We start from the raw sequence: 25556 nt of genomic DNA on the forward strand, positions 1-25556 counted from the left end.
AATGATAAGGCTGGCGATCCCCTTTCTGGCATGTCTCGCCGCTGCTTGCAGCGCGCCCGTTGAGGCGCCCCGCACGCAGTCTGGTGAGCGGCCGATGCGGATCGTCAGCCTCGACTATTGCGCTGACCAATATGTCCTGAAACTCGCCGACCCGGAGCAGATCCTCGCCATCTCCCCCGGCGGAACGGGCAGTTTTTCTTATATGCGCGCAGCCGCCAAAGACTTCCCGACCGTCCGCGCGGATGCAGAAAGCGTCCTCGTCCTGAAGCCTGATCTCATCGTCCGCTCCTATGGCGGTGGCCCCAATGCAGAAGCCTTCTTCGAACAGGCTGGCGTACCCGTTCTCAATGTCGGCTGGACCTCCACCATCGACGGAGAGGGCTCCACTTCCATCCCGGGCGCCATCCAGCACATGGCAGACGGTCTCGGCCATAGCGACCGCGGAGAAGCGCTCATCGCGGAGTTCCGCCAGCGGCTCGAAAACGTTCAGGCCCGCAGCGGCGACAAGACGGCGCTCTACATGGCGTCAGGCGGTGTGACCTCCGGCCCGGGCTCTCTCGTGCACGAGATGATCGAAGCAGCGGGTCTCCGCAATTTTCAGGAGGCCCCCGGCTGGAATCCGATCCCGCTCGAGCGGCTGACGCGTGAGCAACCGGATGTCACCGTGCCCGCGCAATTCTCTGAACAAGGCGGTTTCACGCCTGACTACTGGAGCGCTTCCAGCCACCCAATCGCACACCGTCTGCTACACCGTGGACACACCGTCACTGTACCGGGTTCCTGGACCGCTTGCGGGGGCTGGTTCCTCATGGACGCCATCGAAGCTTTGGCGGAAAATGACGCCTCATGACCCCGAACCGCGCCCTGACCCCAGCACTTGTCTTTGCCTCTTTGCTAGCGGTTTTCGCGGCCTGCCTCCTGGGGTCGACGCAGATGCCAATAGACCGCGTGCTGATCGCACTTTTTGGCGGCGGTGAAATGGGAGACCGCATCGTCGTCTGGCAAATCCGCCTTCCCCGAGCGCTTGCTGCCTTTGCAACCGGCGCAGCGCTCGGCATCAGCGGGGCGGCGCTGCAGGGGTTGTTGCGCAATCCGCTGGCTGAGCCGGGCGTGCTCGGCGTGTCAGCATCGGCGTCGCTGTTTGCGACGTTCTCGCTCTATTATGGGCTGGTTGCGCTATCGCCTTGGGTCCTGCCAATTGCGGCCATGCTCGGTGCGCTCGCAGCGACGACGCTTATTGCGCTGGCTGCGATCAAGACCCGGTCCGTGGTGACCTTGATCCTTGTTGGCGTTGGCATTTCTGCCTTTGCTGGGGCGGCGATGAGCCTTCTCATGAACCTCGCCCCGACGCCTTTTACCCTGTCGGACATGATCAACTGGATGCTCGGCTCCGTTGCCAATCGCAGCTTCCGTGAGCTTGGCTTTGCGGCGCCCTTCATACTTGCCGGCGGCGCCATGCTGCTGGCGTCGCGCCGAGGTCTCTCCGCCCTCACCCTTGGCGAGGAAGCGGCAAGTGGCATCGGCTTGAACTTGCGCAATCAGCGCATACTGACCGTGCTAGGCGCGGGCATTGCCACAGGCGGGTCAGTCGCGCTTGCAGGCGCAATCGGGTTTGTCGGCATCGTCGCGCCGCATATCGTCCGACCTTTCGTCGGCCATGATCCGGCCCGGTCCCTTATCCCTTCCGCCCTGCTGGCCGGACTGATCCTGGTGCTCGCCGACATTGGCGTACGCATCCTGCCGACCGTGAATGAGCTGAAGCTTGGCGTTGTCGCTGCCCTGATCGGGGCGCCCGCCTTTATCTGGATTGCGATGGGAAGGCGCGCGATCCATGACTGAACTCATCGCTGAAAAACTGAGTGTTCATGCTGGCCAGACCGCCCTCGTCACGGAGGCCGATTTCCGCGTTGGCGCAGGCGAATTCGTCGCGCTGATTGGCCCAAATGGCGCAGGCAAAACGAGCCTGCTGCGCGCATCGCTCGGCCTGGAAAAAGCCAGCGGTGGACTCGCGAGCATAGACGACGAAAACAGCGCAGAGCTTGCCCCGATGGAGCGGGCCCGGCGCGTCGCCTACCTTCCGCAGCAGCGCCCCCTCGCATGGCCAAACACCGTTCGCGATGTCGTTGCGCTGGGCCGATATGCCTATGGCGCAGCCCCCGGACGGCTCGGCGCTCAAGATGCGGACGCAGTTGAGCGCGCACTGACGAAGACTGGACTTGAAAAGTTGGCTTACCGTCAGACGGACACCCTTTCGGGGGGTGAGCTTGCACGCGTGCACTTTGCCCGCGCGCTAGCGTCAGAGGCCGGACTTCTTGTTGCCGATGAGCCTGTCGCCGCGCTTGACCCACGTCATCAGTTCCGCATCATGGATATCATCCAGCAATACATCGCTGCAGGCGGCGGCGCGCTTGTCGTTCTGCACGACCTATCGCTGGCTGCGCGCTATGCCAGCCGCATGATCTGGATGAAGGACACCCGCATCGTCGCCGACGGGCCGGTTGAGGACACGCTGACCGCAAACCGCATGGCAGAGGTGTTCAGCGTCAGGGCGAAGGTCGAGGGCCGCGCCATCGAGATCGAAGGTGCGATCTGACCCTGCCTATTCGGCAGCGACCATGCGCGGTTCATCTGGCCGCACAGCCCGGCGGATCACGTCGAAATAATCCTTCGAGATGCAGTCATAGCCATCATAATAGCCGCGCTCGCTGAGCAGCCTGTGCAGGCGGCCGAGCCTGTAGGGCGGCACGCTAGCAAGCAGGTGATGCTCTAGGTGATAATTCACATCGTTCGGCGCCACGATCACGCGCTGCCAGAGCGGCGCGACCGTCGTGCCAGTATTCAACCGCGCATCGAGACTGGTGCGGTCCAAAGCGGTGCCATGCTCTCCGATCTGGCGAAGGCGCACAATGGCCGGGAACACAAAGAGGCGCGCTGCCCACCACATGAGATACGCCCAGGGTGCGCCGACCAGTGTCAGCGTGCCGAGCAGCGCAATGTGGAACGTCAGCCAGGGGTAATTGCGCGACAGCTTGAACTTCTTGAGGTCATTCATCGTATCGCGAAAGCCAGTCTGGCCGGTGAAATCGCGGATGAATTTGCGCTTCAGGCTCGACTTGGAGACCGGGTAATTCTTCACGAAGCCGATGTCCGGGTCGTTCGGCGTACCCGCAAACTTGTGGTGCTTCAAATGGTAGGCGCGGTAGGCCTTGAGCGACGTGTTCATCGGTGCACCAGCCAGCCAATGACCAACGAACTCATCGACTTTGGGGCTTTTGAAAAAAGCGTGGTGGGCGCAGTCGTGGTTTAGAACGCCGAGGCCAAGCTGGCGTCCACCAAGGAGGATAATGCCAGCAAGGATTGTCAGCGGGTTCGGCCAGATAATCGCAATCGCGAACGCAAAGACGATCATGCCCCAATTGAAGGCAAGGCCGCCAAGCGCCCGCAAATTCGATTTCTTCTGAAAGGCGCGCAGCTCACTCTTTGACAGCGCTTGCGAAAGCTTCATTCCCTGTTGCATGAGCGGACTCCTGATACCTAGCCTTTCTCATTTGTTACATATATAGGCATCTTCTGTCAAATGTCGTATTATTTTAAACCTCTCGACAGAAGCAGCATGACGGCCCGCGCCATGGTGCTGTCCCTGCTTTCCAGCCGCCGAAGCGAACCGGAGACAATTTCGCGCCTCATCCAGGCCGCGAGCCTTTTCGATATCGAAGCCTCCACCCTGCGCGTCGCGGTGACCCGGCTCATTAAGGACGGCCTGCTCGAAAGCCCGTCGCGCGGCCTCTATCAGCCCGGGCCGAAATCGCGTTCACTCGTGCGCCGGTTGCAGGACTGGCAGAATGTGGACAGCAAGATTGTACGCTGGAATGGCGGCTGGCTGATCGCGCTGACCCAGCATCTTGGACGGACTGACCGCAAGCAGCTCACCGCCCGCGAGCGTGCATTGGGCCTTTCAGGCTACAGGCGCACGCCCGAAGGGGTCTGGGCGCGCCCGGCCAACCTGTCACAGCCTCTGGATGAGCACCGGCTTGAATTGATCGCTATCGGCGCGGATGAAGACATTCTGTTGCTCCACGCCAATGCGATCGAAATGCCAGATGCATCCGTCTGGCCGGGTCTCTGGTCAGCTGACGAGCTTGCCGCAACCTATGTCGAGGCGACACGCGCCATGGAGGACAGCCTCGAGCGGCTTGGCACTCTTCCAGTGCCGGACGCTGCCCGAGAGTCCCTGCTCATCGGGCAGGCCGTCATCCGCCTCATCAACTATGATCCGCTTCTGCCGCCAGAACTGGCGGATCAAAAGGGATTTCTGAACATGGTCGAGACCATGCGCAGGTATAATGAAGCGGGCCAGAAAAGCTGGCAGGCCTTCTTTGCGGCGGGCTAAACCCTAGTCGCAGTGCCAGCAGGTCTCATATGGCGTGTAGCCGATTGGCCCGCCCGGGGGCAGCGCCTTCGCGTTCACGGCTGGCGGATCGATATCGGCTGGGGCGTCGAGGAAATCCTCAATGCGGGCACTGAGCCAGACCGCATGACTATCACGCTTGCTTTCAATCGCCCCTAACAGACCCTTCAGACCAGCAGAAGCAGACGCCTTTACGGCCGCTGTCGTTTCGGCACCTGCAAGGTCCATCAGGGCGAAGGCGTAGCGCGCCCGCACGGCTTCAGCGATGGGCCGGGTCCGCGTCGAGTTGGGTGTTGCCATCACGGCCTGCTCGATGCGCGCGAACATGTCGCTTGCCCCCGGATTTGCAGGATCGCGGCGATTGAACTCAATCAGGCGCGCGACGCGTTGGCGCTCCAGAAGGATGCCGAATGTCGTCGCGGCGGCGGTATCGGCTGCGGCGATAAGGTCGAAGGCGGGGCTCGCCGATCCGGCAAACCGTTCCCTGTCCCAATCAGCCAGCGCATAATTCGCCATGCCGGGCGTCAGCAGGGCGAGAACCTCGTCGCTGAGATCAAGGCGCGAGGGCGCCACTGTTTCCAGAAGCACGTCCAGCGCCTCCAGCTGGCGTTCAGGCGAGACGATCTCTGCCGCAGGCTGGCCATCGCCGCGCTCTCCATAGTTGAAGCTCATACCGCCGACGAGCTTGGCCGCGGCGGCCGTCTGATAGCGATGATAAAGGTAGATGGGCACAATCACATCGTTGAGGTCTGACAGGGGCTGGCCCTGCTGCACACGGTCCTCGCCAAAATTTTCGAGTGCGATGCGCCTGATTTCCAGCGTCTCACGGAGCGCGGCGACCGGGTCTGGTCCATTGTCCCAGATATTGCCAAGGGGATGGCCCGTAGACGCGCTGCGCGCATCCTGATCGGCGACATAGATGAGGCCGTTAGACCGCGCCTCCAGAACGAGTTCATCGCGTTCCTGCTCGGTCAGGTCGCCATAAAGCCATGTCGCCGTGAACTTGTCCCAGGCGCCAATGCCGACGCCATAGACATTGCTGAAGTCGAGCGCGCCTTGTCGGACCCGAACGTCGGGCGCTGGATAGTCCATGACAGAGCCTTTGCCATAAGTGCTAGCCGCAAAATTGTGCTGGAAACCAAGGGCATGGCCGATCTCATGGGCCGAGAGCTGGCGGATGCGTGCAAGGGCAAGCTCGACAGGGTCAGTTTCCGATCCCGTGCCCGTTTCCCCAGTCCCCGTGAGGCCTTCAAAGATCATCCGGTCCTGCCGCACCCGAAGCGAACCAAGAATGACATGGCCTTTCAGCATTTCACCTGTACGCGGATCAGAAATGCCGCCGCCATAGGACCAGCCGCGCGTCTGACGGTGGACCCACTGAACGACATTGTAGCGGATATCGAGGGGGTGGGCGTCTTCAGGCAGGACCTCGACGCGGTAGCCATCTGGATAGCCTGCCGCTGCGAACGCATCAGCCCACCAGCGGGCGCCGTCCAGAAGCGCATCCTGTATCTGTGGTGGCGCGCCGCTATCGATATAGAAGACGATCGGATTGGTCGTCTCGCCTGCGTTGTTCTTTTGCAGGCGATAGCGCCGGGCAAGACGCGTCACGACCGGCTCGGCCAAACCTGCGCTATAATCAAAGTGGACCTGATCAATGATGCCAGCGCGCGGGTCTGATTTGATCGGCATGTAGCCCTCTTCAGGAAGGCGCACGAAAGAGTGGTGCTGGACCAGCGTCATGTCGGTCCCGTTCGCTGCCGTTGTTGCGACCTCACGCCCCGGATCGCTGCTCGACAGCGTCAGGAAAACGTCGATTTCGACATTGTCCGGGAAAGACAAGATGCCGTCCGGATCAACCATGGAGCGATCTTCTTTCAAGCTGAATGTGCCTTGACCAGCGTCTTTCAGGTGCTGAACCAGGTTCAGCCGGTCACCTGTCAAAAAGCCGGTCATATCGAAAGAAACCGAGCCCGCATCCTGAGACGTGATGTCTGTTGCCGCGACGAAGGAGTTGGCAAAGCTCTCCGCCACAGCCCGGGCTTCCAGCGGATTGTCGGGGTTGGCCCTGTAGGTCTGGTTCTCGACTTCCAGAACGACCCGGTTACCGATCTTGCGGAAGACAAGGATCTCGCCGCTGGAGCCCCAGCCACGGTCGAGACCGACTGGGTTTGAGCCAAGACCTGCCTTCAGACGCACGGCGTGGATCACCCGCAGCATGACACCGTCATCATCCGGCGCCGGCAGCGTGGCGATCAACTTGTTCTCATCATTGATCGCCAGGTCGAAGAAGCCGCTGCCGTCCCCCGTCTGCGCGCCCGCAGGCGGCGACAGGGCAAGCATGAGAACTGCGAGTAATCCGGTCAAAATCTGGCGCAACGGGCGGTCTCCTTCTGGCTGGTCGCCAGACCCTAAGGTCATTGACGAGGACATGTCGAGCGCCTGCCGCGCGGGAAAGCGCCCCGGCAGATTGTCATGCGCGGGCCTTCCTGCAAACTTGCAGCGAAACACAGGGAGACATTGAAGATGGCAGACCTCGCGAGCAGGCTTTTCGATTTCACCGGCAAGACGGTTCTGGTGACCGGCGGCAGCCGCGGGCTTGGCTATCAGATGGTAAAAGCGTTTGCCGAACAGGGCGCGGATACGATCATCGTCAGCCGCAAGCTCGATGCCTGCGAAGAGGTCGCCGAAGAAGTCCGCAGTCTCGGACGCAAGGCTCTGGCCCTGAGCGCCCATTGCGGCAAATGGGAAGAGATCGATCCCATGATTGAGAAGGCCTATGAGGCGTTCGGCAAGATCGACATCCTCATCAACAATGCAGGCATGAGCCCGCGCGTCCCAAGCCACGAGGTCGAGGAAAGCCTGTTCGACAGCGTGCTGAACCTCAACTTCAAGGGCCCATTCCGGATCGGCGCGAAGATCGGAAAGCGCATGGCCGACGGAGATGGCGGGTCAATCATCAACATCTCATCGACCGGTGCGCTTATGCCCCTGCCGCAGGTTGTTCCTTATAGCGGCGCGAAGGCGGCGCTGAATGCGATGACGGTTTCCTTTGCCCGCGAGTACGGGCCGAAAGTTCGCGTGAATACGATTTCTGCAGGCCCATTCCTGACCGACATTTCAAAGGCATGGCCCGAAGAAATGCGCAAGTCAGCGGACAATGCGCTTGGCCGTCCCGGCAAACCCGAAGAAATCGTCACCGCTGCGCTCTGCCTTGCTAGCGATGCATCGAGCTTCACAACGGGGACGATCCTGCGCGTCGACGGCGGCAGCTAGGACAGGCGGGCACGCCAGCGCTATATCGACAAATCAGGCTGCTCCGTGCAGGCTCTCAGCCATGACGCTGCGGGGCACGACATGAAACTATCCTTCGGGCCGGGCGCACTTGTCGCCGCCGCCTTTATCGGGCCGGGCACCGTCACGGCCTGCACCGTGGCCGGGGCGAGTTTCGGCCACGCGCTTGTCTGGGCGCTGGTCTTTGCGACTCTTGCCACGATCGTTCTGCAGGACATGGCGGCGCGACTTGGCGCAGGCGCACGACGTGGTCTCGGCGAAGCGCTGATGGCCAGCGTCGGCGGCCCCGTTGGGAAGGCGGGGGCAGTCATCCTTGTCCTGCTCGCCATCGGCGTCGGTAATGCGGCCTATGAAGGCGGCAACCTTGCTGGCGGCGTCATGGGGCTAGAAGCGCTTCTGGGTGAGGGCACGCGGCGCCTGCTTGTCGCTGGTCTCGCCATCATCGCGGCGGGGATTCTGCTGATCGGCGCCTACAAGCCAATTGAGCGCATCCTGATCGGGCTTGTCCTCGTGATGAGCCTTGCGTTCATTATCTCGGCCATTCTCGTGCGCCCGGACCTGTCAACGTTCGCAGGCCTCGTACCATCAATACCGGACGGTGCGCAGCTCACCGCTGTCGCGCTGATTGGTACGACTATTGTGCCCTACAATCTGTTCCTGCACGCCGCAGCGGCGCGCAACCACTGGACCGACGCGAGCAAACTCAGCGAGGCGCGGCGCGATTCTGCCATTTCGATCGGGCTTGGCGGGCTGGTCTCCATCCTGATCCTGTCGACGGCGGCCGGTAGCCTGTTCGTTGCAGGCATGGAGGTCAACAACGCCCGCGACATGGCGATTGCCATTGAACCGGCGTTTGGGCCGGCGGCGCGCTATCTCGTTGGCATTGGCCTCTTCGCGGCAGGCCTCACCTCAGCCATCACCGCCCCGATGGCGACGGCCTATGCGATCACCGAGATGTTTCCTGCCAAATCGAAAAGCGGACAGACCGGGCGCTTCCGCGCCATCGCCCTGACCATCGTCGCCATCGGCGCAGCCATCTCATTGCTTGGGATCGATGCGGTCTCCCTGATTGTGACTGCGCAGGCGGCGAATGGGCTGCTCCTGCCGATCATCGCGGTGTTTCTACTCTATGTGATGAACCGCGAGGCACTGCTCGGCGACAGCGTGAACGGGATCCCTGCCAACATTGCGGGCGGGCTGGTTATCCTGATCACCCTCATGATCGGTCTTCGCGGCATCTGGAGAGCGCTCAGCACGGTGCTTGGCGCATGAGCGGATGGCAGTTCTGGATTGATCGGGGCGGCACGTTCACCGACATCGTCGCTCGCACGCCTGACGGACGCTATGAGCTTCTGAAACTCCTCAGCGAAAACCCCGGCGCTTATGAGGACGCAGCCATCGAGGGCATCCGGCGGTCCCTCAATGCGCCGGAAGGACAGCCGCTGCCCTTCCATGAAATCGATCAGGTTCGCATGGGCACCACGGTAGCCACCAATGCGCTGCTGGAGCGGAAAGGTGCGCCGACCCTCTTTGTCGTGAATGAGGGGTTCGACGACCTGCTGATCATCGGGCGCCAGTCAAGACCGCGTCTCTTCGACCTCGATATCCAGCGCCCTGCCCCACTTAATGACGATGTCCTAGAAGTTTCCGCGCGTATCGATCTTAATGGCGACTTCCTGCAGCCGCTGGATGAGCAGACCGTCGCGGATGCCCTGTCAGAGGCGCGCCAGCGCGGCCTCGAGACCTGCGCGATTTCATTGCTCCATGCCTGGAAGCATCCGGAGCTTGAGAAGCAGGTCGGTGCGCTCGCCCGGCAAGCCGGCTTTGAGACCGTCACCCTTAGCCATGAAGCTGACCCGCTGGCTGGCTATGTCGCCCGCTCGGCCACGGCCGTGGCCGACGCTTACCTGACCCCGGTCCTGCAGCGCTATGTCGATCAGGTCGCCAGCCGTCTCGGCGACACATCCCTCCACTTCATGCAGTCAAATGGCGGCCTGATGGAAGCAAGCCGCTTCCGGGGGCGTGATGCGGTCCTGTCAGGCCCTGCAGGCGGCGTCGTTGGTGCAGCAAAGACCGCAGCCCAGCTTGGCCATGACCGGATCATCGGCTTCGATATGGGCGGCACATCGACCGACATCTCTGTCTATGATGGTCAGTTTGAGCGCGTCACTGAAACCGAAGTCGCCGGTGCGCCACTACGCGTTCCTATGATGGACATTCACACTGTCGCAGCAGGCGGTGGATCGGTCCTTCGCTTCGATCAGGGACAGCTGCAGGCAGGCCCGCAAAGCGCAGGCGCAAATCCGGGCCCCGCCGCCTACAGACGCGGCGGCCCGCTGACAGTCACGGACGCAAACATCCTGCTGGGCCGCATTCAGCCAAGCGCCTTTCCGCCCGTCTTCGGGCCAGAGCAGGATCAACCGCTGGACATTGATGCCGTGCGCACCGGTTTCGATCAGATGGCGCGTGAGGTCGAGGCGGAGACGGCGCTCGCCCGATCCGCGGAAGATCTAGCAGCCGGTTTCCTGCAGATCGCGGTCGCCAACATGGCCCGCGCGATCCGGAAGGTGACGCTCGAGAAAGGGCGCGACCCTGCCGACTTTGTGCTTCAGGCTTTCGGTGGCGCTGGCGGCCAGCATGCCTGTCTCGTCGCTGATGAGCTCGACATTCAGACCGTCATTATTCACCCTCTAGCAGGCGTACTGTCAGCGCTCGGCATCGGCCTGTCAGACGAAATCGATATTGCGCGGGCCTCCGTCGAAGAAGCGCTCAATGACCAGTTGCTCGACCGCGCTGAGGCGCGGATCGAGAGCTTGAAAGACCAGCAGCGCGAAAGGCTTGGCGCTGGCGAGCTTTCATGGACCGTCAGCGCGGCGATCCGCTATGCCGGGACCGATACGAGCCTGCCTGTCGAATTTGGCGAGTTGGGCGCGATGAGAGAAACCTTCGAGCGGGCGCACGAAGCACGATTCGGCTTCAGGACCTCTGGGCGTGAAATGGTCCTCGAATCTCTCACTTGCGAAGCGCGTCGCCCCGCCCCCGCTTTTGAGAGCGCGCCGACAGAAGCGACCAGCGAGCCTCGCAAACAGAACAGCGTAAAGCTCTGGAGCCGCGGCGAGAAGATCGATGCACCAATGATTGCGCGTGCCGCCCTGTCACCCGGCCAGGATATCGAAGGCCCTGCGATCATCACGGAAGAGACTGGCACGACAGTCATCGACGCCGGATGGTCAGCAAGTGTCGCGCCGGGCGGCGAAATCATAATGAAGCGAAGCGGTGCCGCGCGGCGAGAGCTGGTTGCGGCCACAGACACGCCAGACCCTGTACTGCTGTCGCTCTTCAACAATATGTTCATGGCAATCGCGGAGCGAATGGGCGCGGTGCTTCGTGACACGGCGACCAGCGTGAACATCAAGGAACGGCTGGATTTCTCATGCGCCGTCTTTGATGAGCAAGGACGCCTGCTCGCCAACGCCCCTCATATGCCTGTGCACCTCGGCGCAATGGGCGAAAGTGTCCGCACCGTCCTGAAAAGCCGCGGCGCGAGTCTGAAGCCGGGCGACATGATCTGCCTCAACAATCCGTTCAATGGCGGCACGCACCTGCCCGACATCACCGTTATCGCGCCGGTATTTGACAAGGACGGAAAGGACATTCGCTTCTTTGTCGCCAATCGCGGGCATCACGCTGACATTGGTGGGCTGACCCCCGGCTCGACCCCGGCGCGCGCGACGAAGCTTGAAGAGGAAGGCGTCGTCATTGACGACTTCCTGCTGCTCAGCGAAGGCGAGTTTCGCGAAGACGCCTTGCGCCAGCTGCTTGCCGATGCGCCATGGCCTGCCCGCAAGCCAGATCAGAATGTCGCTGATCTGCGCGCCCAAATGGCCGCCAATATCGCGGGCGCGAAGGACCTGCTCGCCATGATTGAGCGGTATGGCCGAGAAGGCGTCACTTCCTATGCAGGCCATGTTCTCGACAATGCCGAAGAGAGCGTCCGCCGGGTTATCGACCGGCTGAGCGATGGCGAAATGCAGATCACGATGGATGATGGTCTGCCGCTCTGCGTCTCGATCAAGGTCGAAAGTCAGGCCCGGTCAGCGACAATCGATTTCACTGGCACAGGCCCACAGCGACCCGGCAACTTCAACGCGCCGCCAGTAGTTTGCCGTTCCGCCGTGCTCTACGCCTTCCGCTGTCTCGTGGCAGATGAGTTGCCACTGAATGAGGGCTGCATGCGGCCTCTGGAACTGGTGATACCGGAGGGGTCTTTCCTGTCTCCGTCGCATGGCGCAGCTGTTGTGGCGGGCAATACCGAAGTCAGTCAGGCGGTCTGCAATGTGCTGTTCGGCGCCATGGGCGTCAGCGCGGCGGCACAAGGCACGATGAACAATCTGCTCTTCGGCAATGATGACTACCAATATTACGAGACAATCTGCGGCGGTAGCGGCGCAGGCCCGGGCTTTGATGGTACGTCCGGCGTCCATACGCATATGACGAATACACGCATCACCGACCCGGAAATTATGGAGATGACCTACCCGCTGCGCCTCGAACGCTTTTCACTGCGGCGCGGCTCAGGCGGAGATGGCGAACACACCGGCGGTGACGGCGTCGTGCGCACCATCCGCGCGCTGTCGGACACAGTCTGCACACTCGTTTCTTCTTCCCGGCAGACTGCGCCCTTCGGACTTGAAGGGGGCGGAGACGCGACGTGCGGGCGTCAATGGATTGTGCGGGCTGATGGCCGCCACGACACGATTGAAGGCATCGTTACAGACGACATGGAAGCGGGCGATACGATCACGATCGAGACGCCGGGCGGCGGCGGCTTTGGCCGCCTCAAGCAGAATTGATCGATTTTTTTGGTCAACTCTCTGGCAGGCTACCGCCAAGCGGACTAGTCTCACCCATGTTAAGGCCCGGATGAGGGGGGCCGCAGCCATCGCGACAAAGGCCAAGCCTGACTTGTCGGCTCGCGCGCTCAGCAAGCGACCATCGCTTCTAACCGGTGCCTTTCGCAGTGCGAGAGGAGGATCAGCGCATGGCAGAACTCAAGGTCAACGGGCAGACGGTAAGCGTCGACGCAGAAGAGAACACACCGCTCCTCTGGGTGCTGCGCGAACATCTAGGCCTCACCGGTGCCAAGTATGGTTGCGGCATCGCCCAGTGCGGAACGTGTACGATCCACATTGATGGCCAGCCGGTTCGATCCTGTACCTACCCGGTCGGGGCCCTCTCGGGCGAAGAAGAGATCACTACGATTGAGGGCCTCTCTGAAGATGGCAGCCATCCGGTGCAACAGGCTTGGGTCGAGCTCGACATCCCACAATGCGGCTACTGCCAGCCCGGCATGATCATGGCGGTCGCAGGCCTTCTGAACAACACGCCGGACCCGACCGATGAGGACATCGACGCGCAGGTCACGAATATCTGCCGCTGCGGGACGCTCGCTCGGGTGCGCAAGGGCATCCACCTCGCCAAAACAAAAAAAGCCTGAGGGAGGGCTGACACATGGCTGATACGATCAAGCTCTCGCGCCGCAATTTCATCATTGGTACCGGTGCCGCCGGTCTGACAATCGGTATTCTGGCGTCCTGTTCGAACAATAGCGAAGACAGCAGCGAAGCGGACCAGGCCGCGAATGCCGAACCAAACCCCGAAGTGAATGCCTGGGTGCATATTGCTCCCGATGATACGGTCACGATCCGTATTGCGCGTTCTGAAATGGGCCAAGGCACGCTGACCGGTCTCGCCCAGCTCGTCGCCGACGAACTCGACTGCGACTGGGACAAGGTCACTACCGAATATCCGACACCTGGCGAAAACCTTGCTCGTGACCGCGTCTGGCGCGACTTCTCTACGGGCGGCTCTCGCGGCATCCGTGGCAGCGTGGATTATGTCCGCGAAGGCGGAGCCGTCGCTCGGGCCATGCTTATCCAGGCCGCTGCAAACCAGTGGGAAGTCCCTGTCGGTGAATGTTCGGTCGAGAAAGGTGTCATCACGCACGGACCGAGCGGCAATACGCTACGCTATGGCGAAGTCGCAGAGGCTGCCAGCGCCCTCACGCCCCCAACGGGCGTGCAGGTGAAAGACCCGTCCGAGTGGAAGATTATCGGTCAGCCGGTCAAACGGCTCGATACAGCCGATAAGGTCACCGGCGCCCAGAAATACGGCGCGGACCTGCAGATGGACGGCATGCTCAACGCGGCCATCAGGCAAGCACCAAAACGCGGTGGCACGCTCGCTTCTTTCGATGCGGCTGCTGTCATGTCGATGCCGGGTGTGCGCAAAGTCGTGCAGGTCGATGATACCGCCGTCGCCGTTGTCGCTGAAAGATGGTGGCAGGCGAAGACCGCGCTCGACGCACTCCCCGTTGAATGGACGGACGGCGAAGGCGCCGACTATTCAAGCGCCGCCTTTGAAACCGAGCTTGAAAACGCACTGACCGCCGATGACGCCTCCGTCGCCAATATGAGCGGTGAAGTCGACGCAGCGTTCGCCAATGCGGCCCGGACCGTCGAAGCGACCTATCGCGTGCCGCATCAGAACCATGCCTGTATGGAGCCGATGAACGCGACGGCCGTCTGGACTGAGGACAAATGCGAAGTCTGGTGCCCGACACAGAATGGCGAAGCCGCGCTTGGTGCCGCCTCCGAAGCGGCAGGCCTGCCGATTGAACAGTGCGACGTCTACAAGCTCCTGCTCGGCGGTGGTTTCGGCCGCCGCGGCATGAGCGACTATGTCACCCAGGTCGTGAAGATCGCCAAGGAGATGCCGGGTACGCCGATCAAGCTTCTCTGGTCACGCGAAGAAGACATGCAGCATGGCTTCTATCACCCGACCACACGGGCTCGTTGTGAAGGCGCGCTGGACGCCGATGGCAATCTGACAGCCATCAAGATCCGCATTGCGGGTCAGTCCATTCTTGCGGGTCTGATGCCACAGGCACTCCAGAACGGCATGGACCCGTTTGCCTTTCAGGGCCTGTTGCCAAGCGGCCTCGATGAGCGCGTCGAGGACCAGACGCTGAAATACACTTTCCCGGCCCTCAAGTTCGATCACGCCATGCGAAACCCGCCTGTGCGTCCGGGCTTCTGGCGCGGCGTGAACGCGAACCAGAATGCGATCTATCTCGAGTGCTTCATGGACGAGCTTGCCCGCGCAGCCGGCAAGGACCCGCTAGAGTTCCGCCTCGCCTATATGGGTGATGCACAGGAGCTGGCCGCCGTCCTGCGAGCCGCAGCGGAGAAATCTGGCTGGGGCAATGACGATGGCAAGTCCCGTGGTCTTTGCGCCTTCTACTCTTTCGGCGCGTACACCGCTGCGTGCGCTGAAGTGACGGTCGACGATGCCGGTCAGCTGAAGATCCACCGTATCGTCGCCGCGACCGACCCTGGCTATGCGGTCAATCCGCAGCAGGTCGATGCGCAGGTCGCAGGCTCCTTCGTTTATGGTCTTTCGGCCGCCCTTTTCGAGGAGATCACCTTCGAAAATGGTGAGGTGCAGGAGAAGAATTTCGACACCTACAATTCGATGCGCCTGCGGGACATGCCGGAAGTCGAAACGATCGTCATGCCGTCGGGGGGCTTCTGGGGCGGTGTCGGTGAGCCGACCATTGCCGTGGCAGCGCCTGCTGTGCTGAACGCGATCTATTCAGCCACTGGCAAGCGGATCCGCAACCTGCCGATCAAGGATCAGAGCCTGAGGGACGCGTGAGCCCGAAAGCTCTGAAATCAATCTCCATCGCCGCCATCAGTGCGGCGATGGCCTTTACCCTCTCTGGATGCAGCGCCGGAGACACCACCGCTGAAACGCCAGCACAGGCGGCTGAGACCTCTGTAGCCGATGGCGACATGTTAAGAGGCCAGACGCTCGCCCTCACCTGTTCCGGCTGCCATGCCGGGGCGGGCGATGCCATCCCCGACTATTATGCCCTCGACCGCGCGACGCTTGAGGTACGCCTCCTTACTTACAAGACTGAGGAAGACGGCACGACCGTCATGCACCGGCTGATGCGCGGCTATGGCGAGGCCGACATTGCCGCGGTCGCCGCCTATCTGACCGCGCCGGGGGAGGGGTAATGACCTGGTCTCCGAAAAGAAGAGACGTCCTTGCCGGCCTCGCGGGAACAGCGGCCCTGCCGCTGCTCGCGTCGCCAGCAATCGCTAAGGCCCAACCAAAGGTCGTTATAGTGGGCGGCGGCTTTGGCGGGGCGGCCACCGCGCGCTTTGTGAAGACCTATCTGCCCGGAGCCTCAGTCACGCTGATCGAGCCGCAGGCGTGCTACACCGCCTGCCCGTTCAGCAACCTCGTCATCGCAGGGCTTCGCAGTCTGGAGGCTCAGCAGTTTGGCTATGAAGGTCTCAAGGCCATCGGCATCAACGTCATTGGCGACAGGGCGGATGACGTAGACCCGGCCGCCCGTACCGTCACGCTCGGCTCAGGTGACACGGTCTCCTACGACAAGCTTATCCTTTCCCCCGGCATCGACATTCGCTGGGGCGCCCTTGAGGGCTATGACGAGTCTGCCGCGAGCGTCATGCCGCATGCCTGGAAGGCAGGCCCGCAAACCTCGCTTCTGCGCCAGCAACTTGAGGCTATGTCCGATGGCGGCACGGTCATCATGTCAGTCCCCACAGCGCCGTATCGCTGCCCGCCCGGCCCTTATGAGCGCGCGAGCCTGATCGCGCACTATCTCAAGACCCAGAAACCCGCCTCAAGGCTGATCATCCTCGACGCCAAGGACGAGTTCTCGAAAGGGCCGCTATTCTTGGAAGCGTGGGCTGAACACTATCCGGATCACCTTGAGTGGATTGGCGCCAGCGATTTCGGGCGCGTGATCTCGGTCGATCCGGGTGCCATGGCCCTCTCGACGGATTTCGACACCTATGAGGCCGATGTGGCCAATGTCATACCACCTCAGAAGGCGGGCGAGATCGCCGCGCGTGTGGGCGTTGCGGACCAGACGGGCTGGTGCCCGATCGACCCGGTCGACTTCTCGTCCACACTGCAGCCTAACATCTACGTGATCGGCGATGCGACAATCGCCGCGCCAATGCCGAAATCAGCGTTCTCGGCCAACCTGCAAGCCAAGCTCTGCGCCCTGCAGATTGCACGGGAACTGAACGGCGAAACGCCAGCGCCAACCATCCTCGCCAATACCTGCTATTCCTATGTGACGCCTGACGGAGCCGTCTCGATCACGGGCGTCTACAGCAATGAGGGCGGACAGCTTTCCAGCATAGAAGGCTCTGGCGGGCTAAGCCCTGCAAACCCGGCGCCCGGGGTTCGTGCTGCAGAAGCTGCCGAAGCAGAAGCCTGGTTCCAGCAGATCACGCAGCAGACCTTTGGATGAGACCGGCCCTTCCTATCTTTGCGGTGGCGCTTCTAGCTGGATGCAGCGGTGAAACAGCTTCGCGGATTGCAACACCTGTTGAGATTGCGGGCGACGAAATCACCGCTCCGCTCTTCGACCTGCAAGGCGACGCGGTACGCGGAAAAGCGGTGTTCGCAGAGCGCGAGCAAGGCCACTGCGTGCTTTGCCACGCCGTCGAAGGTCTGGACGCTGAATTCCAGGGCAATGTCGGCCCCGCCCTCACTGGCGTTGGCGCCAGATTAAGCGATGGTCAGATAAGGCTTCGCATCGCCGACGCGCAGTCCCTCTGGCCAGACACACTCATGCCATCATATTATAGAGCAGGCGGGCTGAACCAGGTCGCCCCTGCCTATGCGGGTGAGCCCGCGCTTACGGCCCAACAGATCGAGGACCTTGTTGCCTACCTCGGACAGCTCGACGGTGAACGCACATGAAGACCCTTAGCAGACAAAAATCCTTCGCAAGGCGCAGCTTTCTCCAGCTTGGTGCCGCAGGTCTGGTAGCAACCGCGCTACCGCTTCGGGCTGCCGCCGACGCAGCAGACGCCGATGCTGCTATCCGCGAAATTTTTGGGGACAAACCACTCAATGAAGGGCGCGTCAGCGTGAAACTTCCGCCCATCGCAGAGAACGGAAACTCCGTCGCGATTACTGTGGCTGCCGAAAGCCTCATGTCGCCGGACGATTATGTCCGCCGCATCGCAATCATCTCGCCTCGTAACCCGATCGCGGAGGTTGCCGTGTTCAAGCTCGGTCCACGCGCTGGCAAGGCAGAGATTTCCACCCGCATCCGCATGGCCGGGACGCAGCGCATTCGCGCTGTTGCTGAATTGAGCGACGGTACACTCTGGCATGGCTCGGCAAGCACGGTGGTCACGCTGGCCGCCTGCCTGATCGGATAGGAGGGCAAATTCATGGCGACCATACGTATCGCGGCCCCGGACACGGCCAGCGCTGGCGAAGTCATCGAACTGAAAGTGCTTATCCAGCATCCAATGGAGACGGGCTACCGAAGTGGCCCCGACGGCAAACGGATCGAACGCGACATCATCGAGACATTCGAAGTTACTTATGACGGCGAAACAGTGTTCGAGGCAGACCTCCAGCCCGGCATCGCCGCCAATCCGATCTTCACCTTCTACACCCGTGCCACCACCTCGGGACCGATTGTCTTCAAATGGACAGGTCAGGACGGCGAGAGCTGGTCGGAGACACACGACCTCACCGTGGAGTGAAGGCTGGGCTCGCATTCCTTTCGGCGCTTTGTCTTAGCGCCTGCGGTGATGACGCAGCCAGCACGCAATCACCTCCGGCTCAGCCTCAGCCCTTGCTATCTGGATATGAATTCCTGCAGCCGCAGACGCGGGCCTTGCAGGATGATAACTTTGCCAATCCTGGCTTTCTCTGGATCGACCGGGGCGAAGCCCTGTTCTCCACAGCTGCCGCTTCTGGGGAGGCTTGCAGCGATTGCCACACGGATACGTCGCTGCCGCTAGCGGGCGCTGCCGCCCACTACCCCCAAATCGATGCCGAGAGCGGCGACCTCGTCAATCTGGAGGCGCGGATAAACCTCTGCCGGACGCGTTATCAGGACGAGGCGCCGCTCGAATATGAGAGCGACGAACTTCTCTCGCTGACCGCCTATGTCGCCTATCTGTCGCGCGGCACGCCTGTCTCTGTCGATATCGAAGGCGCCGCTGCAGACTGGTATGCGCGTGGACGCGATTATTTCGAAACACGCCGTGGCCAGTTCAATCTTTCCTGTACCCAGTGCCATGATGACAATTGGGGAAAGAAACTGCGCGGCGATACGATCAGTCAGGGCCACGGGACAGGCTTTCCGGCCTATAGGCTTGAATGGCAGTCGCTCGGCTCACTCCACAGGCGCCTGCGCGATTGCGATGCCGGTGTGCGGGCAGAGCCGCGCATGTTCGGGTCAGACGACTATCTCGCTGTCGAACTCTATCTCGCAAAGCGCGCTGAAGGCCTTGAGATCGAGACGCCCGGAGTCCGCCGATGAGCGGGAAAGCAAAGCTTAGCGTGCGTATCGACCTACCCAATGGCGGGCGTTTTGGCCCGGGGAAAGCCACCCTCATGCGCGCCATCGCAGAGCATGGTTCCATTCGCAAAGCCGCTGCCGCCTTATCCATGTCCTACCCACGCGCGCTCAAGCTCATCGATGAAATGAATGGAGACTTCGCCGCGCCGCTCATCGCATCCACGCATGGCGGCGCCAGCGGTGGTGGCTCCGAGCTCACTCCGACGGGCGAGAGCGTTCTGGGTCTCTACGCAGAGATAACGGAAGCGGCCAGCACCGCCTCATCTGCAGCCATGGGCAAGCTTTGCAGCCTGCAGGAATAGAAGTCTGCTGGCATCGATCTAAATGATGGTTTAGAACGGCAGGTATCGTGACGATGCAGCAAACCTATCCAGAACATCCTGAAGACGTGCTCAGCCAATGGCTGGACTGGCATGAGGCGAGTCGCGTGGCGCTGGTCGTTGTCACCGGTATCGAAGGCGGCGCGGTGCGCGCACCGGGCGCGCTCATGGCCGTCCGGAAAGATGGCGCCATGGCCGGCTATATCTCTGGCGGCTGTATCGACTCCGATGTCGCCTTGCAGGCGCAGAATGCCTTGCGCGCCGGGAAGGCCAAACAGCTCCGTTATGGTGCGGGCTCGCCCTTCACAGACCTTCCCCTGCCCTGCGGCGGCGCAATCGAAGTCACGATCATTCCCGATGCAGACCTCATCCAGATCAAGGCTGTTCGCGACCAGCTAAGCGCGCGAGAGGCCGCGCAGCTAAATCTCGAGGCGCTTGGCGACTTCAGGCCTCTCTACGTGCCCAAGCCCCGCCTTCGTATTGCAGGGCGCGGCGCGGACTGCCTTGCCCTCGCCCGCGTTGCGGTCGCCGCTGGACTGGATGTCCGGCTACAGCTCCGCGACGGTGAGGACGTCGCCGCAGCGGCGGCGCAAGGCTTTGCGGACGTGACAGCCCTTGAGACCCCTTCGGACATTCCCACCGCCAATGACGACGAATGGACCGCCTTCATCCTCATGTTTCACGACACCCATTGGGAAGGCCCACTTCTCAAGCAAGCGCTAGAGGGCCCGGCCTTCTATATCGGCGCCGTCGGAAGCCGGAAAACGCATGCGCGGCGCACCGAGGCGCTCAAAGTGGACGGTATTGACGAGGTGGCGGTTGCCCGTATCCGCGGGCCCATCGGCCTCATCCCGTCCATGCGGGACGCATCCATGCTCGCGATTTCGGTTCTCGCTGAAGTTGTTGCGAGCTATCACGATACACTCCGCCAGCCCTTCGCCGAGATAGCGATCATCCTGCTCGCAGCAGGTCAGTCGAAACGTTTTGAACGCGGCGACAAGCTCCTTGCCGAGCTTGAGGGCAAACCCGTCGTTGAACACGTCGCGGGACTTCTCAAAGATCAAAACGTCGCTGCCCGTGTCGCCGTGACCGGCACGGGCGATAAGGCACGCACTGCAGCGCTCAACCAGCGAGGCTGGGACGTGATCGAAAACTCCGATGCCGCTGAAGGTCAGGCGACTTCGCTCAGCGCCGGTATCCGCGCCGCCAAGGTTTCGGGCGCAAAAGCTGCCCTCATCCTGCTGGGCGACATGCCATATATCGGTGAAGACCACCTTCGCGCGCTTCAAAAAGAAGTCCGCGAAGGCCGCAGGGCTGTTATGAGCCAATCGGGCGACATCCTCTGCCCGCCCGCAATGTTTCACAAAACGGCCTTCGACGACCTGATGGCGCTTTCTGGTGATGCGGGTGCAAAGTCCCTTTTCGCCAAATTGCCCAATACCGCCCTCGTCGATCTCTCACCCGACAATGCGCTCGATATCGACACGCTAGCCGATCTCGAACGCGCGAAAGGACTGACGCATGCCTGACGGACATACCGCCCTGAAGCCTGCACCGCTGACCGACCGCTATGGTCGTGAGATCAGCTATCTGCGCCTGTCGGTCACAGACCGCTGCGACCTTCGCTGCACCTATTGCATGGCAGAGCACATGAGCTTCCTGCCGAAGAAGGATTTGCTCAGCCTGGAAGAACTTCAGACCGTTGCAGATGCGTTCATCCGGCGCGGTGTCCGCAAGATCCGCATCACGGGCGGCGAACCCCTCATGCGCAAGGACATCATGGGCCTGTTCGAAGGGCTCGGCGACAGGCTGGGAAACGGCCTTGATGAGCTGACGCTGACGACAAACGCCACGCAGCTCGAAACCCACGCCGACGCGCTGGTGAAGGCTGGTGTAAAGCGCGTAAATGTCTCGCTCGATACGCTCGACCCCGACATGTTTCGTGAAATCACGCGCCGCGGCGACTATGAAAAGGTCATGCGCGGCATTGAGGCCGGCGCGGTAGCAGGCCTCAAGATCAAGATCAACACCGTCGCCCTCCGTCACCAGAACGCCGACGAGATACCGCACATGGTCGAATGGGCGCATTCGCACGGCTATGACATGACGCTGATCGAGGTCATGCCGCTCGGCATTACGGGGGAAGACCGGTATGACCAGTATATTCCCCTTTTCGATATGCGCGACGAGCTGGAGCGGCGCTGGACGCTCACGCCGGAAGATGCCCGCGACAAGAATGGCGGCCCGTCCCGCTATGTGCGCATCGCTGAAACCGGCGGGCGGCTCGGCTTCATCACGCCGCTGACCAATAATTTCTGCGCAGGCTGCAACCGCGTCCGCGTGACCTGTACCGGCCGCATCTATATGTGCCTTGGCCAGGAGGATCATGTCGACCTGCGCGCGGCGCTTCGTGAGAGCCCAGATCCGCAGGCCGCCCTCGACGAGGCGCTCGACCGCGCCCTGATCGCGAAACCAGAGCGTCATGATTTCGCGATCAACCAGCGTGGTCAGGGCCCGGCGCTCGACCGCCACATGTCTGTCACGGGTGGCTGAGACGATGGCCGACATCCTCTATTTCGGGCGACTCGGAGACGTCGCAGGCACCGGGGCTGAAAAGCTCGATATACCCGCCACAATTACAGATACCGCCGCGCTCCGCCGCTGGCTCGATGTTGAAAAATCAGCGGGCGGCGCGTTTCTGGAAGCGAGCGTCCGGCTTGCCGTGAATAGCGAAATCGTCGTCGATCCTCATCCCATATCTCCCTCTGATGAGATCGCCTTCATGCCGCCCGTCGGTGGCGGCTGAGCCAGTCTGGATGATCACGCTCACACCCTCCCCTTTCAGCCCATCGGAGGCTCTCGCCGATTTTGAGAAAGAGGCGCGCGGCGCTGGCGCGATCGTGAGCTTTACCGGCCTCGTCCGTGACCGGGCGGGCGATGCTGACGTTGATGGACTGCATCTTCAGGCCTACTCGCCAATGACTGAGAACGGGATCGAGAAAGCGGCTGCTGATGCCCGCCAGCGCTGGCCACTGACAGCGCTGCGCATCATTCACCGCACGGGCGATATGGGGCCGTTCGAGCCTATCGTCTTTGTCGCCACCGCCTCTGCGCACAGGCGCGCCGCATTCGAGGCGGCGGACTTTCTTATGGATTACCTCAAGACCGAAGCCGTCTTCTGGAAAAGAGAGTTCACCAAAACTGGCAACCGCTGGATCGAACCGCGCGCAGAAGACTATAGCGACAGCGCCCGCTGGACGCAGACCAATATGGAGACTGACCGCAATGCACGGCATAAATGAAAGCCTCGACTTCCACCCGGTGCGCATCGCCGTACTGGTGATGAGCGACACACGAACCCTTGAGACCGACACGTCCGGCTTAACCCTCGCCAGGCGCATCGAGGACGCAGGTCACATCCTCGCTGACCGCAAGATCGTAGCGGACGACAAGGCTGCTATCCGCGCGCAAGTGTCGGCCTGGATTGCAGACTCTGAAGTCGATGTCGTGATCACGTCTGGCGGCACAGGCCTCACAGGCCGTGACGTCACGCCTGAAGCCGTCACGCCCCTCTTCGACAAGGTCATCGACGGCTTCTCAGTCATCTTCCATCAGGTGAGCTATCAGAGTGTTGGGCTCTCGACGCTGCAGTCGCGCGCGATTGCAGGTCTGGCGAGCGGCACATTCGTGTTCTGCCTTCCGGGTTCGAACGGTGCGGTGAAGGATGGCTGGGACAAGGTTATCGCGCACCAGCTCGACAGCCGTCACAAGCCCTGCAACCTCGTCGAGCTGATGCCCCGCCTGATGGAACATATGGGGCATTCGCATTGAGTGGGCTCACGCATATCGGGCCTGACGGGCGCGCCCGGATGGTCGATGTCGGCGATAAAGACGTTACCGAACGCGTCGCCCTCGCCCATGGCCGCGTGCACATGCAGCCTGAAACGATACAACTCGCAATCGGCCGCGACACCAAGAAAGGCGACCCGATCGCCATCGCCGAACTTGCGGGCATCATGGCGGCCAAACGCACCTCAGACCTTATCCCGCTCTGCCACCCCCTCCCCCTTTCATCGGTGAAGGTGGAGATTCAGCCCGACAGCAGAGCGAACGCGCTCATCGTCACGGCGAGAGTGAAGACCAGCGGGCGCACGGGCGTAGAAATGGAGGCGTTGACAGCCGTCTCAGCTGCCTGCCTCACCCTCTATGACATGCTGAAAGCCGTCGACAAGGCGATGCGGATCGACGGGGTCGAGCTGCTGGAAAAGACAGGCGGCAAGTCAGGCGACTACCGGAAAGCAGGGACATGAGCGGCCTTATCAGTGTTGCTGACGCGCTGGACGCACTCGCGCAAAACGCACTGCCAACGCGCGCTGAGACCGTCGCCATTGAGAAGGCGCATGGCCGTCAGCTGGCCGAAGCCATCACGGCGCGGGTCAGCCGCCCGCCCGCCGACATGTCCGCCATGGATGGCTATGCCGTTCGCCTTGAGGACGTCCGTGAAGCCGGGGCGCGGCTGAGTGTTATCGGCGAAGCGCCTGCGGGCGCCCCGTTTGAGCAGACGGTCGGGAAGGGCGAGGCCGTCCGCATCTTCACCGGCGGCGAAATTCCTGGGGGCGCGGACCATATCGTCATCCAGGAGAACACTTCCCGATCGGGCGATGAGATCACCTGCACCGAAAGCTACGATGCGCCCCAATTCATCCGAAAGGCTGGCCGCGACTTTCATGAGGGCGACACACTTCTGGAAGCTGGCTCTATCCTTGGCGCAGGAGAGCTCGGCCTGCTTGCGGCTGGCAACATTGCCGAAGTGAACGTGCGCCGCCGTCCTCGCGTTGGCATCCTTGCAAACGGGAATGAGCTGATGCCGCCCGGCAGCGAACTGAAGCGCGGAGAGATCGTGAATTCGAACCCGGTCGCCCTTGCAGAGCTTGTCCGCTCATGGGGCGCTGAGCCCGTAGACCTCGGCATCGCAGAAGATACGCTGGATGCAATCTCCAGGCGGATCGAAAGCGCCGAAGACATCGATATTTTCCTGCCAGTTGGCGGCGCTTCGGTGGGGGATCATGACCTTATGCGCCCTGCCTTCGCCGCGGCTGGTTTCGAGCCGGTATTCGAGAAGATCGCCGTGCGCCCTGGCAAGCCGACCTGGTTTTCAACGCGCGGCGAAACCCGCGTTCTCGGCCTGCCCGGAAATCCGGCTTCGGCGCTGGTCTGCGCACAGCTCTTCCTGAAACCGCTGATCACCGGTCAACGCCACAGCTTTATCAAGGCAAGCCTTGCATGCGATCTCGAAGAGAACGGACCACGCGAGCACTTTATGCGCGCCTTTGCGGCTTTCACCGATGACGGCAGACTGACGGTCGATCCGGCGCCCGACCAGGACAGTTCGCTGATCAAACCTTTCGTCACAAGCGCAGCACTCCTGCGGCGCCTCCCAAACGCGCCAGAAAAAAAGCGCGGCGAGCTGGAGGACATCATCCTGACCAGCCTGCCGCGCTTTCAAAGCACTAAATGAGGATGTGCACCTAACTCGGCGTGTAGCCCGTCTCGCTCATCACATAGGCGATAATCGCGGCGCGCTGGTCTTCCCGCGGCACACCTGCAAAGCTCATGCGGTTGCCCGGCAGGAAGTTGCGCGGGCTGGCCAGCCACTGGTCCAGCTGTTCAGGCGTCCATTCGAAATCAGCGTCCTGCAAGGCCTTTGAATAGTCGAAACCTTCATGCTCACCGACCTTGCGGTCAAACATGCCGTAAAGGTTCGGACCGAGCAGCGTCGGGCCACCTTCGGTCAGCGAATGGCAAGACGAACACTGCATGAAAAGTCGCTTGCCGGTTGCATAATCTGCAGACGCATAAGGCTCGGGAAAGCCGGCAAACTGCGTGCCCTCATCGGCTGGCCCCGAAGCAGTCTCGGCCTCCTCTGGCGCAGTCTCGACGGGCGTTCCGGCCGTATTCGCATCCATTTCAGCTGGCGGCGTGGATGCTTCCGGGGTGGCTGGCTCATCACTACCGCCACAGGCGCTGAGGCCCGCTGCGAGAAGGATGGCAATCATGCTTGTGCGTAGTGTCATGGCGTGTCTCCCATCAACCTGGTCTG

The 25556-nt window shown here is 61.8% G+C and carries 26 protein-coding genes; 23 read left to right on the forward strand and 3 right to left on the reverse strand.

Annotated features, from left to right (window positions below; all coding sequences use genetic code 11):
* Nucleotide 1: 1 nt before the first annotated feature.
* The 3 genes from O4G74_RS00320 to O4G74_RS00330 are packed head-to-tail and all read left to right on the forward strand — an operon-like array spanning nucleotide 2 to nucleotide 2593.
* On the forward strand, nucleotides 2–850 hold the full coding sequence (locus tag O4G74_RS00320) for an ABC transporter substrate-binding protein (protein WP_269400683.1): 849 nt from the start codon (nucleotides 2–4) through the stop codon (nucleotides 848–850).
* Nucleotides 847–1839, forward strand: coding sequence for a FecCD family ABC transporter permease (locus O4G74_RS00325; RefSeq protein ID WP_269400684.1), 993 nt, complete (start codon nucleotides 847–849; stop codon nucleotides 1837–1839). The genes O4G74_RS00320 and O4G74_RS00325 overlap by 4 nt, the downstream gene beginning before the upstream one ends.
* Nucleotides 1832–2593 carry an ABC transporter ATP-binding protein gene (locus tag O4G74_RS00330; RefSeq protein WP_269400685.1) on the forward strand — a complete coding sequence of 254 codons (762 nt, stop codon included), beginning with the start codon at nucleotides 1832–1834 and terminating at the stop codon, nucleotides 2591–2593. The genes O4G74_RS00325 and O4G74_RS00330 overlap by 8 nt, the downstream gene beginning before the upstream one ends.
* A 6-nt stretch (nucleotides 2594–2599) precedes the next feature.
* Here O4G74_RS00330 and O4G74_RS00335 read toward each other — a convergent pair whose 3' ends face one another.
* On the reverse strand, nucleotides 2600–3517 hold the full coding sequence (locus tag O4G74_RS00335) for a fatty acid desaturase family protein (protein ID WP_269400686.1): 918 nt from the start codon (nucleotides 3515–3517) through the stop codon (nucleotides 2600–2602).
* Between the two features lie 60 nt (nucleotides 3518–3577).
* On the opposite strand from O4G74_RS00335, the gene O4G74_RS00340 reads away from it, so the two are divergent.
* Nucleotides 3578–4390, forward strand: coding sequence for a hypothetical protein (locus O4G74_RS00340; protein WP_269400687.1), 813 nt, complete (start codon nucleotides 3578–3580; stop codon nucleotides 4388–4390).
* Between the two features lie 3 nt (nucleotides 4391–4393).
* On the opposite strand, the gene O4G74_RS00345 is transcribed toward O4G74_RS00340, so the two are convergent.
* Entirely contained in the window at nucleotides 4394–6829 is a 2436-nt protein-coding gene (locus tag O4G74_RS00345; protein WP_269400688.1) for a zinc-dependent metalloprotease, read from the reverse strand.
* 105 nt (nucleotides 6830–6934) lie between these two features.
* On the opposite strand from O4G74_RS00345, the gene O4G74_RS00350 reads away from it, so the two are divergent.
* From O4G74_RS00350 to glp, 19 genes are all read left to right on the forward strand, one after another.
* Entirely contained in the window at nucleotides 6935–7684 is a 750-nt protein-coding gene (locus O4G74_RS00350) for an SDR family NAD(P)-dependent oxidoreductase (protein ID WP_269400689.1), read from the forward strand.
* An 81-nt stretch (nucleotides 7685–7765) separates the two neighbouring features.
* Nucleotides 7766–8974 (forward strand): NRAMP family divalent metal transporter, encoded by a 1209-nt coding sequence (locus O4G74_RS00355; RefSeq protein ID WP_269400690.1) that lies wholly within the window; start codon nucleotides 7766–7768, stop codon nucleotides 8972–8974.
* On the forward strand, nucleotides 8971–12555 hold the full coding sequence (locus O4G74_RS00360; protein ID WP_269400691.1) for a hydantoinase B/oxoprolinase family protein: 3585 nt from the start codon (nucleotides 8971–8973) through the stop codon (nucleotides 12553–12555). Before O4G74_RS00355 ends, O4G74_RS00360 begins: the two co-directional genes overlap by 4 nt.
* A gap of 188 nt (nucleotides 12556–12743) precedes the next feature.
* Complete coding sequence (locus tag O4G74_RS00365; protein WP_233348499.1) at nucleotides 12744–13199, forward strand: (2Fe-2S)-binding protein; 456 nt, start codon at nucleotides 12744–12746, stop codon at nucleotides 13197–13199.
* 14 nt (nucleotides 13200–13213) lie between these two features.
* On the forward strand, nucleotides 13214–15418 hold the full coding sequence (locus O4G74_RS00370; RefSeq protein WP_269400692.1) for a xanthine dehydrogenase family protein molybdopterin-binding subunit: 2205 nt from the start codon (nucleotides 13214–13216) through the stop codon (nucleotides 15416–15418).
* Entirely contained in the window at nucleotides 15415–15783 is a 369-nt protein-coding gene (locus O4G74_RS00375) for a c-type cytochrome (RefSeq protein WP_269400693.1), read from the forward strand. The genes O4G74_RS00370 and O4G74_RS00375 overlap by 4 nt, the downstream gene beginning before the upstream one ends.
* Nucleotides 15783–17057 (forward strand): NAD(P)/FAD-dependent oxidoreductase, encoded by a 1275-nt coding sequence (locus O4G74_RS00380; protein ID WP_269400694.1) that lies wholly within the window; start codon nucleotides 15783–15785, stop codon nucleotides 17055–17057. Before O4G74_RS00375 ends, O4G74_RS00380 begins: the two co-directional genes overlap by 1 nt.
* Entirely contained in the window at nucleotides 17054–17512 is a 459-nt protein-coding gene (gene soxX / locus O4G74_RS00385; protein ID WP_269400695.1) for a sulfur oxidation c-type cytochrome SoxX, read from the forward strand. The genes O4G74_RS00380 and soxX overlap by 4 nt, the downstream gene beginning before the upstream one ends.
* Nucleotides 17509–17979 carry a thiosulfate oxidation carrier protein SoxY gene (locus O4G74_RS00390; protein WP_269400696.1) on the forward strand — a complete coding sequence of 157 codons (471 nt, stop codon included), beginning with the start codon at nucleotides 17509–17511 and terminating at the stop codon, nucleotides 17977–17979. Before soxX ends, O4G74_RS00390 begins: the two co-directional genes overlap by 4 nt.
* A 12-nt stretch (nucleotides 17980–17991) precedes the next feature.
* The gene (soxZ, locus tag O4G74_RS00395) at nucleotides 17992–18312 is read left to right on the forward strand and encodes a thiosulfate oxidation carrier complex protein SoxZ (protein ID WP_269400697.1); all 321 of its coding nucleotides are present in this window, start codon (nucleotides 17992–17994) and stop codon (nucleotides 18310–18312) included.
* Between the two features lie 134 nt (nucleotides 18313–18446).
* Nucleotides 18447–19097: a sulfur oxidation c-type cytochrome SoxA gene (soxA, locus tag O4G74_RS00400; protein ID WP_269400698.1), complete on the forward strand. Its 651-nt coding sequence runs from the start codon at nucleotides 18447–18449 to the stop codon at nucleotides 19095–19097.
* Nucleotides 19094–19438: a winged helix-turn-helix domain-containing protein gene (locus O4G74_RS00405; RefSeq protein WP_269400699.1), complete on the forward strand. Its 345-nt coding sequence runs from the start codon at nucleotides 19094–19096 to the stop codon at nucleotides 19436–19438. The genes soxA and O4G74_RS00405 overlap by 4 nt, the downstream gene beginning before the upstream one ends.
* A 53-nt stretch (nucleotides 19439–19491) precedes the next feature.
* Nucleotides 19492–20985 carry an NTP transferase domain-containing protein gene (locus tag O4G74_RS00410; RefSeq protein ID WP_269401813.1) on the forward strand — a complete coding sequence of 498 codons (1494 nt, stop codon included), beginning with the start codon at nucleotides 19492–19494 and terminating at the stop codon, nucleotides 20983–20985.
* Nucleotides 20978–22009 (forward strand): GTP 3',8-cyclase MoaA, encoded by a 1032-nt coding sequence (gene moaA / locus O4G74_RS00415; RefSeq protein ID WP_269400700.1) that lies wholly within the window; start codon nucleotides 20978–20980, stop codon nucleotides 22007–22009. Before O4G74_RS00410 ends, moaA begins: the two co-directional genes overlap by 8 nt.
* Before the next feature lie 4 nt (nucleotides 22010–22013).
* Nucleotides 22014–22262 (forward strand): molybdopterin converting factor subunit 1, encoded by a 249-nt coding sequence (gene moaD, locus O4G74_RS00420; RefSeq protein ID WP_269400701.1) that lies wholly within the window; start codon nucleotides 22014–22016, stop codon nucleotides 22260–22262.
* 10 nt (nucleotides 22263–22272) lie between these two features.
* A complete protein-coding gene (locus O4G74_RS00425) occupies nucleotides 22273–22758 on the forward strand; it encodes a molybdenum cofactor biosynthesis protein MoaE (RefSeq protein WP_269400702.1) in 486 nt (161 codons plus the stop codon).
* Nucleotides 22742–23287: a molybdenum cofactor biosynthesis protein B gene (gene moaB, locus O4G74_RS00430; RefSeq protein WP_269400703.1), complete on the forward strand. Its 546-nt coding sequence runs from the start codon at nucleotides 22742–22744 to the stop codon at nucleotides 23285–23287. The genes O4G74_RS00425 and moaB overlap by 17 nt, the downstream gene beginning before the upstream one ends.
* Nucleotides 23284–23766, forward strand: a complete 483-nt coding sequence (moaC, locus tag O4G74_RS00435; protein ID WP_269400704.1) for a cyclic pyranopterin monophosphate synthase MoaC — start codon at nucleotides 23284–23286, stop codon at nucleotides 23764–23766. The genes moaB and moaC overlap by 4 nt, the downstream gene beginning before the upstream one ends.
* On the forward strand, nucleotides 23763–24974 hold the full coding sequence (gene glp, locus O4G74_RS00440; protein WP_269400705.1) for a gephyrin-like molybdotransferase Glp: 1212 nt from the start codon (nucleotides 23763–23765) through the stop codon (nucleotides 24972–24974). The genes moaC and glp overlap by 4 nt, the downstream gene beginning before the upstream one ends.
* Nucleotides 24975–24984: 10 nt before the next feature.
* Here glp and O4G74_RS00445 read toward each other — a convergent pair whose 3' ends face one another.
* The gene (locus tag O4G74_RS00445) at nucleotides 24985–25530 is read right to left on the reverse strand and encodes a c-type cytochrome (RefSeq protein ID WP_269400706.1); all 546 of its coding nucleotides are present in this window, start codon (nucleotides 25528–25530) and stop codon (nucleotides 24985–24987) included.
* Between the last annotated feature and the right edge of the window lie 26 nt (nucleotides 25531–25556).

Source organism: Henriciella marina (genome assembly GCF_027213945.1).
Lineage (GTDB): Bacteria > Pseudomonadota > Alphaproteobacteria > Caulobacterales > Hyphomonadaceae > Henriciella > Henriciella marina_A.

Excerpts from the sequence above, each read along its gene's own strand:
- O4G74_RS00320 (WP_269400683.1), top strand. The coding sequence starts at position 2 with ATGATAAGGCTGGCGATCCCCTTTCTGGCATGTCTCGCCGCTGCTTGC.
- O4G74_RS00325 (WP_269400684.1), top strand. The coding sequence starts at position 847 with ATGACCCCGAACCGCGCCCTGACCCCAGCACTTGTCTTTGCCTCTTTG.
- O4G74_RS00330 (WP_269400685.1), top strand. The coding sequence starts at position 1,832 with ATGACTGAACTCATCGCTGAAAAACTGAGTGTTCATGCTGGCCAGACC.
- O4G74_RS00335 (WP_269400686.1), bottom strand. The coding sequence starts at position 3,517 with ATGCAACAGGGAATGAAGCTTTCGCAAGCGCTGTCAAAGAGTGAGCTG.
- O4G74_RS00340 (WP_269400687.1), top strand. The coding sequence starts at position 3,578 with ATGTCGTATTATTTTAAACCTCTCGACAGAAGCAGCATGACGGCCCGC.
- O4G74_RS00345 (WP_269400688.1), bottom strand. The coding sequence starts at position 6,829 with ATGACCTTAGGGTCTGGCGACCAGCCAGAAGGAGACCGCCCGTTGCGC.
- O4G74_RS00350 (WP_269400689.1), top strand. The coding sequence starts at position 6,935 with ATGGCAGACCTCGCGAGCAGGCTTTTCGATTTCACCGGCAAGACGGTT.
- O4G74_RS00355 (WP_269400690.1), top strand. The coding sequence starts at position 7,766 with ATGAAACTATCCTTCGGGCCGGGCGCACTTGTCGCCGCCGCCTTTATC.
- O4G74_RS00360 (WP_269400691.1), top strand. The coding sequence starts at position 8,971 with ATGAGCGGATGGCAGTTCTGGATTGATCGGGGCGGCACGTTCACCGAC.
- O4G74_RS00365 (WP_233348499.1), top strand. The coding sequence starts at position 12,744 with ATGGCAGAACTCAAGGTCAACGGGCAGACGGTAAGCGTCGACGCAGAA.
- O4G74_RS00370 (WP_269400692.1), top strand. The coding sequence starts at position 13,214 with ATGGCTGATACGATCAAGCTCTCGCGCCGCAATTTCATCATTGGTACC.
- O4G74_RS00380 (WP_269400694.1), top strand. The coding sequence starts at position 15,783 with ATGACCTGGTCTCCGAAAAGAAGAGACGTCCTTGCCGGCCTCGCGGGA.
- soxX (WP_269400695.1), top strand. The coding sequence starts at position 17,054 with ATGAGACCGGCCCTTCCTATCTTTGCGGTGGCGCTTCTAGCTGGATGC.
- O4G74_RS00390 (WP_269400696.1), top strand. The coding sequence starts at position 17,509 with ATGAAGACCCTTAGCAGACAAAAATCCTTCGCAAGGCGCAGCTTTCTC.
- soxZ (WP_269400697.1), top strand. The coding sequence starts at position 17,992 with ATGGCGACCATACGTATCGCGGCCCCGGACACGGCCAGCGCTGGCGAA.
- O4G74_RS00405 (WP_269400699.1), top strand. The coding sequence starts at position 19,094 with ATGAGCGGGAAAGCAAAGCTTAGCGTGCGTATCGACCTACCCAATGGC.
- O4G74_RS00410 (WP_269401813.1), top strand. The coding sequence starts at position 19,492 with ATGCAGCAAACCTATCCAGAACATCCTGAAGACGTGCTCAGCCAATGG.
- moaA (WP_269400700.1), top strand. The coding sequence starts at position 20,978 with ATGCCTGACGGACATACCGCCCTGAAGCCTGCACCGCTGACCGACCGC.
- moaD (WP_269400701.1), top strand. The coding sequence starts at position 22,014 with ATGGCCGACATCCTCTATTTCGGGCGACTCGGAGACGTCGCAGGCACC.
- O4G74_RS00425 (WP_269400702.1), top strand. The coding sequence starts at position 22,273 with ATGATCACGCTCACACCCTCCCCTTTCAGCCCATCGGAGGCTCTCGCC.
- moaB (WP_269400703.1), top strand. The coding sequence starts at position 22,742 with ATGCACGGCATAAATGAAAGCCTCGACTTCCACCCGGTGCGCATCGCC.
- glp (WP_269400705.1), top strand. The coding sequence starts at position 23,763 with ATGAGCGGCCTTATCAGTGTTGCTGACGCGCTGGACGCACTCGCGCAA.
- O4G74_RS00445 (WP_269400706.1), bottom strand. The coding sequence starts at position 25,530 with ATGACACTACGCACAAGCATGATTGCCATCCTTCTCGCAGCGGGCCTC.